The organism is Pseudoduganella ginsengisoli, assembly GCF_009720865.1.
Classification (GTDB): domain Bacteria; phylum Pseudomonadota; class Gammaproteobacteria; order Burkholderiales; family Burkholderiaceae_D; genus Rugamonas; species Rugamonas ginsengisoli.
The window spans coordinates 62,439-77,779 of sequence record NZ_WNLA01000018.1 but is presented as its reverse complement, the minus strand read 5'-3'; the positions used below and the strand labels follow the sequence as shown (position 1 = coordinate 77,779).

Annotated in this window: 15 protein-coding genes; 10 read left to right on the top strand and 5 right to left on the bottom strand. The window is 62.6% G+C overall.

The annotated features are described in order from the left end of the window. Window positions 1-148: 148 nt before the first annotated feature. Window positions 149-1,255, bottom strand: a complete 1,107-nt coding sequence (locus GM668_RS22465) for a glycoside hydrolase family 43 protein (RefSeq protein ID WP_155441198.1) — start codon at window positions 1,253-1,255, stop codon at window positions 149-151. A gap of 100 nt (window positions 1,256-1,355) precedes the next feature. Between GM668_RS22465 and GM668_RS22460 the strand changes: the two genes are divergently transcribed. After that, a complete protein-coding gene (locus tag GM668_RS22460) occupies window positions 1,356-3,656 on the top strand; it encodes a TonB-dependent receptor (protein WP_155441197.1) in 2,301 nt (766 codons plus the stop codon). A gap of 241 nt (window positions 3,657-3,897) precedes the next feature. After that, window positions 3,898-4,671: a ferredoxin--NADP reductase gene (locus GM668_RS22455; RefSeq protein ID WP_155441196.1), complete on the top strand. Its 774-nt coding sequence runs from the start codon at window positions 3,898-3,900 to the stop codon at window positions 4,669-4,671. A 61-nt stretch (window positions 4,672-4,732) separates the two neighbouring features. Here the strand turns inward: GM668_RS22455 and GM668_RS22450 are convergent, their stop codons facing one another. After that, window positions 4,733-6,460 carry a methyl-accepting chemotaxis protein gene (locus GM668_RS22450; protein ID WP_155441195.1) on the bottom strand — a complete coding sequence of 576 codons (1,728 nt, stop codon included), beginning with the start codon at window positions 6,458-6,460 and terminating at the stop codon, window positions 4,733-4,735. Here GM668_RS22450 and GM668_RS22445 point away from each other — a divergent pair. From GM668_RS22445 to GM668_RS22435, 3 genes are all read left to right on the top strand, one after another. Continuing rightward, window positions 6,459-6,767, top strand: a complete 309-nt coding sequence (locus tag GM668_RS22445) for a hypothetical protein (protein ID WP_155441194.1) — start codon at window positions 6,459-6,461, stop codon at window positions 6,765-6,767. The two genes, GM668_RS22450 and GM668_RS22445, sit on opposite strands and share 2 nt — an antisense overlap. 53 nt (window positions 6,768-6,820) lie before the next feature. Next, window positions 6,821-7,060, top strand: a complete 240-nt coding sequence (locus GM668_RS22440; RefSeq protein WP_155441193.1) for a sulfurtransferase TusA family protein — start codon at window positions 6,821-6,823, stop codon at window positions 7,058-7,060. Between the two features lie 92 nt (window positions 7,061-7,152). After that, window positions 7,153-7,353, top strand: coding sequence for a hypothetical protein (locus GM668_RS22435; RefSeq protein WP_229499736.1), 201 nt, complete (start codon window positions 7,153-7,155; stop codon window positions 7,351-7,353). A 5-nt stretch (window positions 7,354-7,358) separates the two neighbouring features. Here GM668_RS22435 and GM668_RS22430 read toward each other — a convergent pair whose 3' ends face one another. The 3 genes from GM668_RS22430 to GM668_RS22420 form a co-directional block, all read right to left on the bottom strand. Further along, window positions 7,359-8,561, bottom strand: coding sequence for a pyridoxal phosphate-dependent aminotransferase (locus GM668_RS22430; RefSeq protein WP_155441191.1), 1,203 nt, complete (start codon window positions 8,559-8,561; stop codon window positions 7,359-7,361). 428 nt (window positions 8,562-8,989) lie between these two features. Beyond that, the gene (locus GM668_RS22425; RefSeq protein WP_155441190.1) at window positions 8,990-10,315 is read right to left on the bottom strand and encodes an ATP-binding protein; all 1,326 of its coding nucleotides are present in this window, start codon (window positions 10,313-10,315) and stop codon (window positions 8,990-8,992) included. After that, window positions 10,312-10,977 (bottom strand): response regulator, encoded by a 666-nt coding sequence (locus tag GM668_RS22420; protein ID WP_155441189.1) that lies wholly within the window; start codon window positions 10,975-10,977, stop codon window positions 10,312-10,314. Before GM668_RS22420 ends, GM668_RS22425 begins: the two co-directional genes overlap by 4 nt. Window positions 10,978-11,081: 104 nt before the next feature. Between GM668_RS22420 and GM668_RS22415 the strand changes: the two genes are divergently transcribed. The 5 genes from GM668_RS22415 to GM668_RS22395 all read left to right on the top strand — a co-directional run bounded on the left by GM668_RS22415 (window position 11,082) and on the right by GM668_RS22395 (window position 15,223). After that, window positions 11,082-12,491 carry an ArnT family glycosyltransferase gene (locus GM668_RS22415; RefSeq protein WP_155441188.1) on the top strand — a complete coding sequence of 470 codons (1,410 nt, stop codon included), beginning with the start codon at window positions 11,082-11,084 and terminating at the stop codon, window positions 12,489-12,491. 2 nt (window positions 12,492-12,493) lie between these two features. Then, window positions 12,494-13,516: a glycosyltransferase family 2 protein gene (locus GM668_RS22410; protein WP_155441187.1), complete on the top strand. Its 1,023-nt coding sequence runs from the start codon at window positions 12,494-12,496 to the stop codon at window positions 13,514-13,516. 1 nt (window position 13,517) lies between these two features. Next, entirely contained in the window at window positions 13,518-13,898 is a 381-nt protein-coding gene (locus GM668_RS22405; RefSeq protein ID WP_155441186.1) for a GtrA family protein, read from the top strand. Continuing rightward, on the top strand, window positions 13,877-14,716 hold the full coding sequence (locus GM668_RS22400; RefSeq protein WP_155441185.1) for a ChbG/HpnK family deacetylase: 840 nt from the start codon (window positions 13,877-13,879) through the stop codon (window positions 14,714-14,716). The genes GM668_RS22405 and GM668_RS22400 overlap by 22 nt, the downstream gene beginning before the upstream one ends. 102 nt (window positions 14,717-14,818) lie before the next feature. Next, a complete protein-coding gene (locus GM668_RS22395; RefSeq protein WP_155441184.1) occupies window positions 14,819-15,223 on the top strand; it encodes a hypothetical protein in 405 nt (134 codons plus the stop codon). The last annotated feature ends 118 nt before the right edge of the window (window positions 15,224-15,341 follow it).

The following is a 15,341-nucleotide window of genomic DNA, read 5'->3' as shown; positions in this document are numbered from 1 at the left end:
CGGTCAACGTACATTGCCGGGTAGCTGCAGCGCGCGTGTGCCCTCCTCAAGCCGGCTGAAATCAGCCAGGGGGGCCACCGGGAGGGCAATCACAGCAAGGGCCGGCGTGAACGCACGAATGCACGTCTGACCCCACGTGGTTTATGCATCAATGCACGTCTGACCCCACCGGGGGGACGGTATCGGCAACAGGCGGCCCGAAATCCGGCGTACCATCTGCGCGCCAGCGGATGGCCTGCGCCCGCGTGTGGCGGTCTGGATTGTTCAGCGGATCGCCCGCTATGTCGCGGTAATTGCGCGCATGGTAGACAATGACATCCGTCTTGCCATCGGGCGTCGTCGTGAACGAATTGTGGCCCGGCCCATATTGGCCCGCCGCTTCGCTGGTGCGCAGCACGGGTTCCGCTGATTTGCGCCACGATGCGGGATTCAGCAAATCCGCATTTTCATCGGCAGTCAACATGCCCAGGCAGTAATTCGCATCCGTCGCCGACGCTGAATACGTGAGGAATACCCGCCCATGGCGCACCAGCGCGGACGGCCCTTCATTGACGTCAAACTTGACCTTTTCCCATGCATACTCCGGCTTCGATACCAATACCGCCGGGCCCGTGATCGACCATGGCGTATCCATCTTCGCCAGATAAATATTGGTGGCGTGGACCGTGGCCCCTGGCGCGACTTGTGTCCACGCCAGGTAGCGCTGCCCCTTGACGGCAAACGTCGTCGCATCCAGCGCAAAACTTTCCCACCCGGTTTTCAGCTGGCCCCGTTCAGCCCACACGCCCGCCAACGGATTGGCGGCACTGTTTTCCAGCACATACAGGCGTATTTCCCATGGCGCTTCCGCGCGGCCGGCCGTGAAGTACAGATACCACTTGCCATCGATATGATGCGTTTCCGGCGCCCAGATATGCGCCCCCATGACACCGGTACCATGCTTGCGCCACACCACCTGCGCCTTCGCCGCCCCCAGTTCATTCAACGTGCGTGCGCGCCGTACTTCGATGCGGTCATACTCCGGCACCGTCGCCGTATAGTAGTAATAGCCATCGCTGTGCAGCGACACATGCGGGTCGGCGCGGTGGCGCACCAGCGGATTGGCGAACATGGCGTCGGATGCCGGCTGTGCCTGCGCCACAGGGGGCAGCCCCTGTTGCAGTACGCAGCCCCCGAGGGCGCCGGCTGCCAGCAGCGCCGCTGCAAGGGCAACCAGCCGGATCCGCCGAAGTGGAAGGTGCAGGCGGTAAAGCATAAGTCTCCTTATTGGTGCCCGTATGATGATCATTTCACCGCTCCCCCGCCAATCAATTAATTTGGTACAGTGATACCGTTTCCGGTATCAGGAGGGTCCCATGCTGCGACGCGCTTCCCTGCTCCCCCACACGCTGGCCGGCATGCTGGCTTCCCTGCCGATGCTGGCCGGTGCGCAAACCGTGGAAGTCATCGAAGTCACAGCGCAGCGGCGTCCCGAACCCGTCCAGCAAGTGCCGATGTCCATCACCGCATTGAGTGGCCGCGAACTGGAACGCAGCGGGGTGCTCAGCAGCTATGAACTGGACCAGCAAGTATCCGGGCTGCAGGCGTCCACGTCGAACGGCGTGCAAATGGTGTTTTCGCTGCGCGGCGTATCGATGTCCGACTTCAACAGCACTGAAGCCAGCCCGATCGGCGTGTATCTCGATGAAGCCTACCTGGGCGCCATCACCACGCACGGCATGGCATTCTTCGACCTGGACAGGATCGAAGTCTTGAAAGGCCCGCAAGGCACGCTGTATGGCAAAAACACCACTGGCGGCGCCATTAACCTGATTACACGCAGCCCCGCACTCGATGCCGCGGCCTCCGGCGAAATCCGCGCCGGGATTGGCGACTATGGCGCGCGGCGCCTGTTCGCAGCGGGGGAAACCGCGCTGTCGCCCGGCGTCCTGGCAATCCGCGCCGCCTTTGATGCGGACCACGACCATGGCTACATCAAAAACCGCCTCGGCCCCGCAATGGCGCAAACGGACCGCTATGCGGCGCGGGTGACCATCAATGGCCTGCTGGCGCCAGCCACTGATGTCCTCGTCAAGCTCACGCACAGCCACAGTTCGCCACGCACCAACCCGCCCCGCATGGAAGGCATATTCAACGTGCCGGGACTGGGCATGGTGAACCTGGCCGGTTATACGCGCCCCGCCGATATGGATTACCTGGAAACCGCCATCAATAAAGCCGGACGTGCGCTGGTGGAACTGGACCTGGCCAGCGCGCGCCTGCGGCACCAGGGCGGTTTGTATAACGTCACGGCCGTCACGTCATGGTACCGCACGCGCTACCGGCTGGAGGCGGATGGCGATGGCAGCCCGCAAGCGCTGATTGAGCCGGACTGGCGCTTTAACGGCCACGCGCTGTCGCAGGACGTGCGCATTGCATCGAACTGGAACAGCCCGTTCAGCATCATTGCCGGCGTGTATTGGAACCGCGAACAGCGCGCCATGTTCAACACTTACCGCTTCTTCGATACGCCGCTGCCGCTGGTACAGCTGCAAGACCCGGCGCTGGCCGCCATGCTCAATGCCTACGGCCTGGCCGACCACAGCATGACGACGGAGACCAGCAGCGCGGCGGCGTATGCGCAAGGCCGCTGGCAAGCCAGCGAACAGCTGGGTTTCGATGCAGGCGTGCGCTTTACGTCAGACCGCAGCCGGCTCGACTACATCAATATTTCACAGCGCAATACGGCGGGTGTGCCGGCAGGCAGCTGGGTCCCGGGCAATACCAGCGGCATTGACGCCGCGTTCTTGCCGCCAGGGCTGGGCGGACGCTATTTGACAGGGCCGTATACGACTGCCTCCGGCCCGCTGCGCACGGAGCGTGAACACAACTGGTCCGGCAAGCTGGGCGCCGATTACCGCATGGCTCCCCATGCCATGGCGTATGCCAGCGTTTCAAATGGCTTCCGCAGCGGCGCCTTCAACCCGGGCCTCGTGTATTCACCGGACACCGTGATCCGGCAAGGCTATACACGGCCGGAAACCATCACGGCGCTGGAGGCAGGCATCAAGCAAGAGTGGCCGCAAAACCGGCTGCGGCTGAACGTGGCCGGCTATGACTACCGCTACCGCAACCAGCAATTCATCAATGTGGTGGGCGCCTCGACAATGCTGCTCAATGCCGGGGAAGCACATATCCGTGGCATGGAAGCGGAGGTGCAATGGCGCCCCACGGATGCCTGGAAAACCACGGCCGGCATCAACCTGATGCACACGAAGTACACGGAACTGGTGCTGGGCGCCGACCGGCTCGATGGCAATGCCCTGATTTCCGCCCCCAGGGCGCGCATCAATGCCGCTGTGGATTACCGCACCCGCCTCGCGTACAGCGGCACACTGGAACTGGGCCTGGCGGGCAGCGCGCAGGGACGGCAGTGGTACAGCGCGTACAATGGCCGCCCCGGCTACCAGCGCATTGGCCAGTCCGGCTATGGCCTGCTCAATGCCCGCGCAGCACTGTCCGACAGCAGCAGCCGCTATACCTTGATTGCGCAAGCGTCCAACGTGCTGGACCGCCGTTACGACAGCTATGCCATCAGCCTGGCCGGATTTGGTTTTGATTACTTTATCCAGGGCGCGCCACGGCGGCTGAGCCTGACGCTACAGGCCCTGTATTGACCCGCGCTTTATGCCTGGGAAGCTTATATATGAGGTTCCCATATATGCATATGCCTATTAAATGGTAACCATACGGCCGTTTACCAGGCAAAAATCCGTCAAATGGCTTAACATATCGGTCATTGTCGTACACACCAGCATTAACCCAGCTTTAACCCGCACTGTTGTTCCAGCCCAGCAGGTTGCCACGCCCGGATTTTCGGGGATGGACAGTGCTTGTCATTGAGTCAGGATTGAATACATGAGCAATATGAATGAAGAGCGCGTTTTGAGCGTGCACCACTGGACCGATACCCTGTTTTCCTTCACGACGACGCGTGATCCTGGCCTGCGCTTCTCGAACGGCCACTTCACGATGATCGGCCTGAAAATCGATGGCAAGCCGCTGCTGCGTGCGTACTCGATCGCCAGCGCCAACTACGAAGACCACCTGGAATTCTTCTCGATCAAAGTGCCGGGCGGCCCGCTGACGTCGCGCCTGCAGCACTTGAAAGTGGGCGATTCCGTTATTGTTGGCCGCAAGCCAACCGGCACCCTGGTATCTGATTACCTGCTGCCAGGCAAGCGCCTGTACATGCTGTCGACCGGTACCGGCCTGGCGCCATTCCTGTCGATCGTGCGCGATCCGGAAATCTACGACAAGTTCGACCAGCTGATCCTCGTGCACGGCACCCGCCAGGTCGACGAACTGGCTTACCACGACTTGCTGGTGGAACACTTGCCGAATCACGAATTCCTGGGCGAACTGGTGACCAGCAAGCTGCGCTACTACCCAACCGTGACGCGTGAAGAATTCAAGAACACCGGCCGTATCACGGACTTGATTGAAAGCGGCAAACTGTTTGCGGACCTGGGCGTGCCGGAACTGAACCCGAACGAAGACCGCGTGATGATTTGCGGCAGCGCCGACATGCTGCGCGACTTGAAAGAAATGCTGGAAGCACGCGGCTTCAATGAAGGCAATACGTCGACGCCGGGCGACTTCGTCATCGAGCGCGCGTTCGCTGAAAAGTAACCCGCACGGTTTTCAGTTGAAAAAAGCCAGGCTTGCGGGCCTGGCTTTTTTATTGGTACGGTTAATGGGTATGCGCCAAATGCAGCCGTGGAGCGCCGCCACGGCCCGCTGGCTTCGCGCCCTGGCTGCCCCGCAGCCGGAACGAACTGACTGCACGCGCCAGCCCTTCCGCCTGGTCGCGCAAGCTTTCCGCCGCGGCCGCCGCCTGTTCCACCAGCGCCGCGTTTTGCTGGGTAATCGCATCCATTTGCGTGACGGCCCGGTTGACTTCCTGGATGCCCGTGCTTTGCTCTGCGCTGGCGCTGGTGATGCCGACCATGATGGCTTCCAGCTGGCGCACGGCTTGTACCACCTGCTCCATGGTTTTCCCCGCTTCATCGACCATGCGCGCGCCCGCCTCCACCCGCCCGGTTGAGTCGCCGATCAATTCCTTGATTTCCTTCGCCGCGGCGGCGCTGCGCTGCGCCAGCGACCGCACTTCGGATGCCACCACGGCAAAGCCCCGGCCTTGTTCGCCGGCGCGCGCCGCTTCAACGGCCGCATTCAACGCAAGGATGTTGGTCTGGAACGCAATGCCGTCGATGACGCTGGTGATGTTTTCAATACGGGCGGAACTCTCGCGGATCGAACCCATCGTGCTGATCACTTGCGACACGACCGTGCCGCCTTGCGCGGCAATGGTGGACGCGCTGGCGGCCAGCCGGTTCGCTTCGCTGGCATCCGTGGCATTGCGCTGCACCGTGTGCGTCAGGGTTTCCATCGAGCTGGCCGTCTGCTGCAGCGAGCTGGCCTGCGATTCCGTGCGGGCCGACAGGTCCGCGTTGCCTTTCGCGATTTCCCCCGTCGCCACCGTCATTTCATCCGTGCTCTCATGGATCTTGCCGATCATGCCGGCCAGGTTGCCATTAATGGTGGCAATCGCCTGCATCAGGGTCCCTACTTCATCGTGGTAGTCGACCTTGATCTCTTCCGTTAAATCGCCTTCGGCAATCTTTTCCGCCGCTGTCGTGGCATTGGCCAGGTTGCGCTGGATATAGCGGTACACCATTTGCAGGCTGAGCACTGTGCCAGCCACCGACAGCGCCAGCAATACCACCGCCAGGATGAATGCCGTGCGGGTATCGTGCTCCGCCTGCGCCACGGCATTGGCTGTGCGGGTATCGAGCAATCCAAGGAATTCATTGAGCGGCTGCATGATGCGGGCCTTGTTCTGGTGATACGCCGCGTCATGCATGATACGGCGCGCCATTTCCATGTCCGGCTCGCCCTTGCGCGTGAAATTGCCGCTGCCATCGTCAAACAGCCCTTTGACGGCATTCATGGCAATGACTTCGGTTTTCACCAGGCCGTCCGAATTCGCTTGCGCCTGTTTGAGCTTGGCGAATTCCTGCTCCGTGAAGCCGGCCTGCTTCATCAATTCCTGCAGCGGTACGGTCTGGCCGCTGGAAGGCGGCACGGGCAACCCGCCGGCCACAAAGTCCCAATAAATCCGCTCATAGTGTTCTGGACGGGGCTTCTTGCCATTGCGGATATCGAGGATGTCCATGTATTGGCGCTCATACGACGGATCGCCGGACACGACGTACGTACGGGCCAGCCGCGTCAAGTCATCCGAGCTTTGCCGCAATTCGTCAGCCAGCAGGTAGGATTGGTAGCGGGCCTGGCTGGCTGCCGTGGCGGCAGCCTGTTTATCCGACACGCGCAGCAGCGCCCATAAGGTCGCCCCCGCTAATACCAGGGCCAGGAGAAACGTTGCGGTAAAGGCTTGTTTGATGGACAAATGACGCATGGCAACCTCCGTCACGACGGAAAAAATAAGGGATACCCCGTCACTTACAGTAACTCCAGTTTTGCAAGTGGTCCAGCGCAGCACGCTTGAAACATATATTTTTGTTGGCGCTTTTCAACGATATGCGGTTTCCGAATATCAAGTATGCGAATTTAGAATTGGATTAATATCCCGCGATGCAGCATCATTGCACCTGTCTCCTCCAACTCTCCCAGAATTGGATTCAGCCCGCTCCCGAAGCGGGCTTTTTTTTGCTCATTGCTGCCCAACGGCAAATCATCCAATTTTGATTTCCGTCAATGACTAAAGACTTGCGCGAATGTGACAATTACTTCAGATCAACACCACCTGGAGCCAGTCATGCAAGCAGCACCTTCGTCCCCTACCGCACATGTCGATGTCACCGGACTGCCCGCGCCGGAGCCGCTGCTGTCGATACTGGAAGCACTGGATTTGATGCCGGACGGCGGCGCCATCCACGTGCGCATGGACAGCAGCGACTTGCCGCCATTGGCGCGCATCTTGCAGGAATTTAAATACGGCCGCGATGGCAACTGGCTGCCCGATGGCAGCTATGGCTTGCGCATCTGGCGCGCTTGAGCCGGGGGCTACCGTTTATCGCTTCCAACTGGCACGGGGGGGGGTACCGGCCGCTACTGCGCTCTGCATGACACTTTGTTTGGAGAATGATGATGAGTATATTTCCCACGTACCGCGGCCCTTCGATGAGCGTCACCGTCACCACGGACGGCCACCGCATCCACCGGCTGGCTGATGACCGGCCATACTATGGGCGCGTACAGGCTTGCGTGATCCGGCGCGACCCGATGGTGGCGGCGCTGTTTGGCGCACCGGAACCAATGCGCCGCACACGCAGGCTGAAAACAGCGTAGCCTGATCAGCGGCCAAACAGCTTCGCCATGCGCGCCACGGCTTGTTCGATGCGGTCATACGCAGTCGCATACGAAAAACGCACGTGGCGCTGCGGCGCCGCCACGCCGAAGTCATCTCCTGGCACAAACGCCACGCCCGCTTCGCGCAGCACCGCCATGACGAATTGCGTACTGTCGCCCGCCGCCTTATGCGGTACGTTGCTGCAATCGGCATACACATAAAATGCGCCATCCGGCATCACGGGCACGCCAAAGCCCAGGTCACGCAAGGCCGGCACGAAGAAATCGCGGCGGCGCTGGAATTCCAGGCGGCGCTGTTCATACACGGCGATGGAATCCGGGTGGAAGCACGCCAGCGCCGCATGCTGCGCCACCGTCGATGGGCAGATGAACAGGTTTTGCGCAAGCTTTTCAATGACACCCACCAGTGCATCGGGCACGACCAGCCAGCCCAGGCGCCAGCCCGTCATGTTGAAATATTTGGAAAAACTGTTGACGGTGATGACGTCGCCGTCCAGGCCCAGCGCACTGTGCGGCGCCTGGCCGTAAGACAATCCCTGGTAAATTTCATCGACAATGGCAAAGCCGTGGCGCGCCTTGACGGCTGCCAGCAAGTCCGTCATTTGTTCGATGGTCAGCGACGTGCCGGTCGGATTCGAAGGCGACGCGACGATGACACCCCGCGTGCGCTGGCCCCAATGCTGCGCCACATGCTGCGCCGTCAACTGGTAGCGCTGCTCCGGCCCCGATGGCAGCAGCACGGCCTTGCCGCCAAATGCCGACACGAAGTGGCGGTTGCATGGATAGCTGGGGTCCGGCATCAGCACTTCATCGCCTTCGCACACGAGCGCCGCACAAGCCAGCAGCAAACCTGCCGATGCGCCGGCCGTCACGATAATGCGGCGCGCCGGTATCGCCAGGCCGAACGCACTCTGGTAGTGGGCCGCAATGGCTTCACGCAGCGCCGGCAAGCCCAGTGCATCCGTATATTGCGTCGCGCCGCCGCGGATGGCGCGCACGGCAGCTTCCGCCACGAGTTCCGGCGCCGTGAAATCCGGTTCGCCCACGCTCATGCTGATCACGTCCATGCCGGATTTCGCCACGTCGCTGGCCGCTTTCATGATTTCCATGACGCGGAACGGTTCAATGGCCTGCACGCGGGCGGCGGCTTGCAGGGCGCGGGAAATTTCGGGCTGGCTATGGTGCATGGCGGTTTTCCGGGGAAGGTGGGACAGGCTTGCGGATGCCGGGCCTGCTGGCCGGGCATCCTCGTCGCCGCATTATAGCGGACCGCTGTTCCGCAGCAGGCCCGCCATACTGTATAGGGCAGCCATACGCCGCCATATACACGATGCCCGGTCACCGCGGCGCATTGCCCGCCGGCGCGGCATTGCAGCGGCAATCCGCACCGCAGCCGCAGTGTGGGCCGCAGCTGCATGCTGCCGCCGCGGGCTGCGGCGTGCATCCGCACGTGCAGCCGGCGCCGGCGCAAACGCGGCACGTGCAGGTGGAAGAAGACGATTGCTTGGCGTAGCGATTAATGAAATGCATGGTGATCTCCTGAAGTTGAACCGTCCATCACTTGACGGCAAAGTCAGGTTAATCATTCCCATCATGGGAAGGTCAAACACTTTTTTCACGGAGTTCCCCGAGCCGGCGGCACGGGGAACCGGACAGTCACGACCAGGCCCCGCGTGCCGTCCGAACGCGGGTTGTGATCGACCGATACGCCGGCCTGGTGATGGCGGGCGATATTGCTGACGATGGACAGCCCCAGCCCGCAGCCATCGTCGCCACTGCCCGCGCGGAAAAAGCGGTCGAACAGGCGCGCACTGGCTTCCGGCGCCACACCGGGGCCGTTATCCCGTACCCGCAGCACGGCAGCGCCGTGTTCATAGGCCGCTTCCAGATCCACCGTGCCGCCCGGCTGCGTATAGCGCAGGGCATTGTCAACAAGATTGTTCAGCAAGACACGCAGGCTGTCCGGGTCGCCGTCCACCCACACGGCTTGCGGCGCCTCCACACCCAGGTCAATATTGCGGCTGTCCGCCAATGCCGCGTGGTCCGGCACTGCGCAGCGCAACAGTTCCGCCAAATCCAGCCGCGTCATTTCCGCCGCGCTGTGGCCTGCTTCAAAACGCGCAAGACTCAGCAATTGCTGCACCAGATGGGAGGCGCGGTCCAGACGCGCTTGCAGCAAGCCCAGTGCATGGCTGCGTTCTTCATCCGTCGTGGCCCGCTGCACCAGCTGCACCTGCAATTTCAAGGCGGTCAGCGGAGAACGCAATTCGTGGGCCGCGTCGGCAATGAATACGCGCTGCGATGCCAGCGTGTCGCCAAATGCCGCCAGCAAGCCATTGAGCGCCTGCACCACAGGACTGAGGTCGGACGGCCAGCCGTTGGGGTTCAGCGGATCCAGCGTGGCGGGCGAGCGGTCCGCCACGGCGCGCGCCAGCCGGTCCAGCGGCACGGTGGCGCGCCGCACCACATACAGCAGCAACAGCACCAGCGCAATGGCCAGCGCCAGCAACGGCGCGCCGCTGCGCAGCGTGATTTCCGCCGTCACTGCTTCGCGTACGGCCAACTGCTGCGCCACTTGAATGTAAAAATGGTGGCGGTTTTCGCCATACACGCGCCAGCGCTGGCCCTGCACCTCGACCACATCAAAGCCGTTCAACAGGTAGCGCCCGATTACCGGATGGGGGCGCGACGTGAATTGCAATACCCCACGCTGGTCCCACGCCTGCAACACGAATTCTTCTTCCGGGTCCTCCGGCGCGGGCAGCGCCATGCCGGGCGTGAATTCGTCCGGCAACGCCGTCACCAGCTGGCGCAATTGCAAGTCCGCCAATTCATTGACTTCCTTGCGCAGCGACCGGTACAGCAGCGTACCTGCGCTTGCCACGCACACGAGCGTCACCAGCAGCAAGCCCGCCAGCAGACGGCGGCGGATGGTATTCATTGCGGCTGCGGCGCCAGCTTGAAGCCGACCCCGCGCACGGTCACAATAAAGTTTGTGCCGAACTTGCGGCGCAAATGGTGGATATAAACGTCGATCGCATTGCTTTCAATTTCCGCATCCCAGCCATATAACTGTTCTTCCAGCTTGGCCTTGCCGACGATACTGCCCGGTTCATTCATCAGTGCCCGCAGCACGGCAAATTCGCGGGCCGACAGGCGCACCGGCGCGTTGTCGAATCTCGCTTCATGCGTGGCCAGGTCCAGCACCAGCGGTCCATGCCGCACGACAGACCGGCTGCGCGACACCCGGCGGCGCATGACGGCGCGGATGCGGGCCAGCAATTCATCGAGGTCAAATGGCTTGACCAGGTAATCATCCGCGCCGGCGTCGAGCCCTTCCACACGGGCTGCCGTCTGGTCGCGCGCCGTGACGATCAATACCGGCACGTCATTGCCGCGCTGGCGCAAGTCCGTCAGCACCGCCAGTCCCCCTTTGCCCGGCAAACCCAGATCCAGCAGCGCCACGTCGTAATTCATCCCGGCCAGCGCACTTTCCGCACCGGCGCCGTCCCGCACCCAGTCCACCGCATAATGCTCGCTGCGCAACCCCAGCTGCATGCTTTCCCCAATCATGGGATCGTCTTCCACCAACAGCACGCGCATCGGTATTCCTCCTCATTGTTTGATTATAATCAAGCGTAAGTTAACGCACTCTTAATACATGGTTTGCTACGCTGGCGCCTCCTGTTTTTCTTGTGTTTCCTGCCATGCAGCACGCCCGTAATGACACTGCGCCGTCTTCTTCCCGCTGGTCCGCATGGATGCTGGCGGCCGTGCTGGTCTTGCTGGCCGCACGGCTTTGGCTGATGTGGGCGGCGGCGCTGGCCGATACGACGGAAGCCCGTTATGGCGAACTGGCGCGCCAGACTGCTGTGCACGGCTATTGGCTGATGCCGCACATGGATGCGGCAACGCCGTTCTTTGCCAAGCCCCCGCTGTCGACGTGGACCAGCGCTGCCTCCATGTCCGTGTTCGGCGTGTCGGAATTTGCCGCGCGCCTGCCTGCATTGCTGCTGAGCGCCCTGACTGCATGGATCGCTGTCGCGTTCACCCGGCAATTGGGCCAGGCGCGGCGCTTGCCCGTCTTGCTGATCCTGGTGACGTCGCCACTGTTTTATGTGACGGCAGGTACCGTCATGACGGATGCTGTACAGATGGCGGTCATTTTCGCAGCGCAATATTTCGCGTGGCGCGCACTCAACAGTGGCCGCGCGCAGGGTCAGCGCTGGCGCTATGCGTTCTGGGCCATGGTCGGCCTGGGTGCGCTGGCCAAGGGCCTGGCAACGTGGGCACTGATCGGCATGCCATTGCTGGCTTATGCCGTATGGCAGCGCCAAGTACGTGTATTCCTGGGTGCATTGTGGGACCTGGGCGGTGTTGCGCTGGCATTGGCCATTTGCGTGCCGTGGTACGTGGCAGCCGAACAGGCGTACCCGGGATTCCTCCGCTATTTCATCGTCGGCGAACATTTCGCCCGTTTTCTCGAACCCGGCTGGACGGGTGACCGCTATGGCACCGCACACCGCCAGCCGATTGGCGCGGAGTGGGTGTTCTGGGCCGGGGCCATCCTGCCGTGGCTGGGCGTTTTCTTCAACCGCCTGGCGATCCTGTGGAGCAGACAGCCCACAGCCAACGCGGCGCTGACGCGCTACCTGTGGTGCGCAGTGCTGACGCCGCTGCTGTTCTTTACCTTCAGCCGCAACATTATCTGGACTTACGCGCTGACGGCCGTGCCGCCATTTGCCGTGCTCGCCGCGCAATGGCTGGAACAGGCCGACGCCGCGCGCCAGCGCATCAGCGCCGTGGGCGCCATGCTCGGTGCGCTGGCCGTGCTGGGCGGCACGCCGTGGATCGTGCAAAAGGTGGAAACCCAGTCCGACCGCATGCTGGCCACTGCTTACCAGCGCGTGGCGACGGAAGGATCGATCCTTCCTTACCGCTGCAAGCCGGCGTTTTCATCGGCGTTTTACGGACACGACCGCATTGCCTTCCAGCCCATGCCCGATCCCCGTGGCGAGCGCTATGCCGTCCTCGACAATAGCGATGTCACCCGCCTGAATATTCCACAGGAACGCATCGTATATACCGGCAACCGCCGCAGCCTGATCCGGGAGTGACCATGACCTTACATACCATCGAGCGGCGCCGCCACGGGCGGCAGTCTGTTTCCGTCGTGCTGCCCGTACTCAATGAAGCGCCGTCGCTGGCAATCCTGCTGCCCCGCGTGGCGCATATGCTGGAGCGCTGCGGGGTCGACTGGGAAGCCGTCATTGTCAACGATGGCGGCAACGACGGACTGGAAGACGTCGTCGCGCAATTCGAAACCAGCTGGCACGGCGCCAACGTGCAATTACTGCATTTGTCACGCAATTTCGGCAAGGAAGCTGCGTTGACGGCGGGCTTGGCGGCGGCACGGGGCGACGCGGTCATTACCATGGATGGCGATGGCCAGCATCCCGCCGGCATGCTGCCGGAAATGATTTCCGCGTGGCGCGACGGCGTCGACATGGCCATCGCCGCGCAACATTCGCGCGACCGGGAAAGCTGGGTGATGCGCAGCGCCAAGCGGCTGTTTTACCGCTTGCTGCAGGGCGGCGAACGGTTCCGCATCCCGTCCGGCGCGGGCGACTTCCGCCTGCTGGACCGCCGGGTCGTGCAAGCGTTGCTGCAATTGCCGGAACGGACCCGCTACATGAAAGGCTTGTTTGCATGGATGGGCTTTAAAACCCGCGTCTTGCCGTTTGACGCGGAAGCGCGCACGGCCGGCAACAGTAAATTCAAATGGTGGCAATTGCTGGAACTGGCGTCCCTGGGCATGACGTCATTTTCCATGAAGCCGCTGCGCATGGTCTCGCTGGCCGGGGTCGTGATTTCCCTGCTGGCAATCGCCTATGGCTTGTATATAGCCGCGGAAAAACTCATTGTTGGCAATGCTTTGTCCGGCTGGGCCACGCTGGCCTCCGGCATGATGCTGCTGTCCGGCATCCAGCTGATTTGCCTCGGCGTGATTGCCGAATACCTGGGCCGCATCTTTGAAGAGACCAAGCAGCGGCCCCTGTATATCCTGGACCGGCGGGTTGACCACAGCGCCGTCGGGCAGACGGAACAGCCACAGCCACTGCGGCCACGGGCGGCGCCTTGACATGGCCGTGCGCGCTTCGTTGCCGGCTTTCCTCGCCGTTGGGGCCACGGCGGCCGCAGTACACCTCGGCGCCATGTGGCTGGCCGTGGCGATATGCGGCCTGCCGCCTGCCTGGGCCAATCCACTGGCCTTTCTTCCAGCCTTTGCCGCGAGTTTTACGGGCCATTGCCGCTACACTTACGGCAGCACCCGGCGCTGGCGCGCCAGCCTGCCCCGCTGGCTGGCCACGTCGCTGGCGGGCCTGATGCTGAACCAGCTGCTGTACGTGGCAGCACTGGCGCACGTGGGCGTACAGTACTACCTGCCGCTGCAAGCGCTGGTCACCGTGCTGGTGGCCGCCATGACGTTCATGGCCGGCAAATGCTGGGCATTTGCGCGATGACAGGCCAGCCGCGCAACGCCGCCCCCCTGATCATCAATGCCGACGACGTCGGCATGCACCCGGCCATCGATGATGCTGTCATTGAGCTGGCGCAGCGCGGGATTGTCACGTCCGCCAGTGTGATGTCGCTTGGACGGCCAGCACGCGCCGCGATCGAAGCGCTGCACAGCGCCGATGCCGGCCTGGGCCTGCATCTGGATTTCACCAGCGCGCTGGCCCATGCAGCGTATAGCAATGCCGCCACCTTGCCAGGCGTGATGGTGGCGGCATGGATGCGCACACTGAAGCCGGAACGCGTGCGCACCATCATAGCGGCCCAGCTGGACCGCTTTTGCCAGTTGACGGGACGCCCGCCCGTCTTCGTGGACGGCCACGAACACGTGCACCAGTTCCCGATGATCCGCGACGCGCTGCTGGATGTGCTGGCCGCAAGCCGCTATGGCGCCGGCGTGCACATACGCGATACCCGCCCGCAGCGCTGGCGCGGCGCCAAGGCCGCCATCATCGGCTTGCTCGGCGCGCGTGCCTTGCACCGGCGGGCGCGGATTGCCGGCCATTCCGCCAATCGCGATTTTCTTGGCGTCTACGATTTATCCAGCGGCGCGGATTTGGCGGTTCTGTGGCGCAAATGGCTGCGCAGCGTACCGCCGCAAGGAGCGCTGGCCATGTGCCATCCGGCCCTGCCCCGGCACAGTCACAGCCTGGAGCCGTTCCGCCTGCGCGAATATGCGTGGCTGTCGAGCCCGGAATTTGCCGCGCTGCTGCAAGAGTGCCGCGTAACGCCAGCGCACTGGCCCGTTTGGCATGAAAGCATGTAACCAACCCGCGGACATGATCGGGCGACAATTCGCGCGCCACGGCTCGCACGGTTTGCATACACTGGCGCCTCCTGCCATCTTGATTTTATAAAGGAGCGTCCCATGAGCGATTTCGTCCAACCTCCCCCTTCCGCCGCTGCTTACCCCGGCGCCGGCGAAGTGGACAATATGTGGCGCAAACTCAGCAGCCTGTACGGCGAAGTCTTCCAGCATGGCTGGCAGGAATGGCTGACGACGTCCACGCAAATCATCCAGCAGCAAGCCGTGCGCGCCATGCTCGACACGTCGCAGGCATTGTTTGAAAGCGCCGCCAAGCTGCAGCAAAAGGCGTGGGGCCAGCTGTGGAGCGCCAACCAGCAAGCCACCGCCATTGTGGCCGACGGCATGGCGCGTACCGCCACCGAAGCCGTCAACCAGGTCACGGCCCAGGCCACGCAGGCTGTTGAAGCGGCAACCAGGCGGACCGTCAGCGCTGCCGATGCCAATGCCGATGCGGCCAGGCAGTAAATGTACTGCGGACGGCCCAGGGCGGCCGTCCCCGCGCAACGCCGCGGCGATCGGGTAATTGTAAGCGCCTGTTACAAGCTATTTCTTGACCCCAATATTCCCGCCCGCCTACAATCCA

Excerpts from the sequence above, each read along its gene's own strand:
- GM668_RS22465 (WP_155441198.1), bottom strand. The coding sequence starts at position 1,255 with ATGCTTTACCGCCTGCACCTTCCACTTCGGCGGATCCGGCTGGTTGCC.
- GM668_RS22460 (WP_155441197.1), top strand. The coding sequence starts at position 1,356 with ATGCTGCGACGCGCTTCCCTGCTCCCCCACACGCTGGCCGGCATGCTG.
- GM668_RS22455 (WP_155441196.1), top strand. The coding sequence starts at position 3,898 with ATGAGCAATATGAATGAAGAGCGCGTTTTGAGCGTGCACCACTGGACC.
- GM668_RS22445 (WP_155441194.1), top strand. The coding sequence starts at position 6,459 with ATGGCAACCTCCGTCACGACGGAAAAAATAAGGGATACCCCGTCACTT.
- GM668_RS22450 (WP_155441195.1), bottom strand. The coding sequence starts at position 6,460 with ATGCGTCATTTGTCCATCAAACAAGCCTTTACCGCAACGTTTCTCCTG.
- GM668_RS22440 (WP_155441193.1), top strand. The coding sequence starts at position 6,821 with ATGCAAGCAGCACCTTCGTCCCCTACCGCACATGTCGATGTCACCGGA.
- GM668_RS22435 (WP_229499736.1), top strand. The coding sequence starts at position 7,153 with ATGAGTATATTTCCCACGTACCGCGGCCCTTCGATGAGCGTCACCGTC.
- GM668_RS22430 (WP_155441191.1), bottom strand. The coding sequence starts at position 8,561 with ATGCACCATAGCCAGCCCGAAATTTCCCGCGCCCTGCAAGCCGCCGCC.
- GM668_RS22425 (WP_155441190.1), bottom strand. The coding sequence starts at position 10,315 with ATGAATACCATCCGCCGCCGTCTGCTGGCGGGCTTGCTGCTGGTGACG.
- GM668_RS22420 (WP_155441189.1), bottom strand. The coding sequence starts at position 10,977 with ATGCGCGTGCTGTTGGTGGAAGACGATCCCATGATTGGGGAAAGCATG.
- GM668_RS22415 (WP_155441188.1), top strand. The coding sequence starts at position 11,082 with ATGCAGCACGCCCGTAATGACACTGCGCCGTCTTCTTCCCGCTGGTCC.
- GM668_RS22410 (WP_155441187.1), top strand. The coding sequence starts at position 12,494 with ATGACCTTACATACCATCGAGCGGCGCCGCCACGGGCGGCAGTCTGTT.
- GM668_RS22405 (WP_155441186.1), top strand. The coding sequence starts at position 13,518 with ATGGCCGTGCGCGCTTCGTTGCCGGCTTTCCTCGCCGTTGGGGCCACG.
- GM668_RS22400 (WP_155441185.1), top strand. The coding sequence starts at position 13,877 with ATGCTGGGCATTTGCGCGATGACAGGCCAGCCGCGCAACGCCGCCCCC.
- GM668_RS22395 (WP_155441184.1), top strand. The coding sequence starts at position 14,819 with ATGAGCGATTTCGTCCAACCTCCCCCTTCCGCCGCTGCTTACCCCGGC.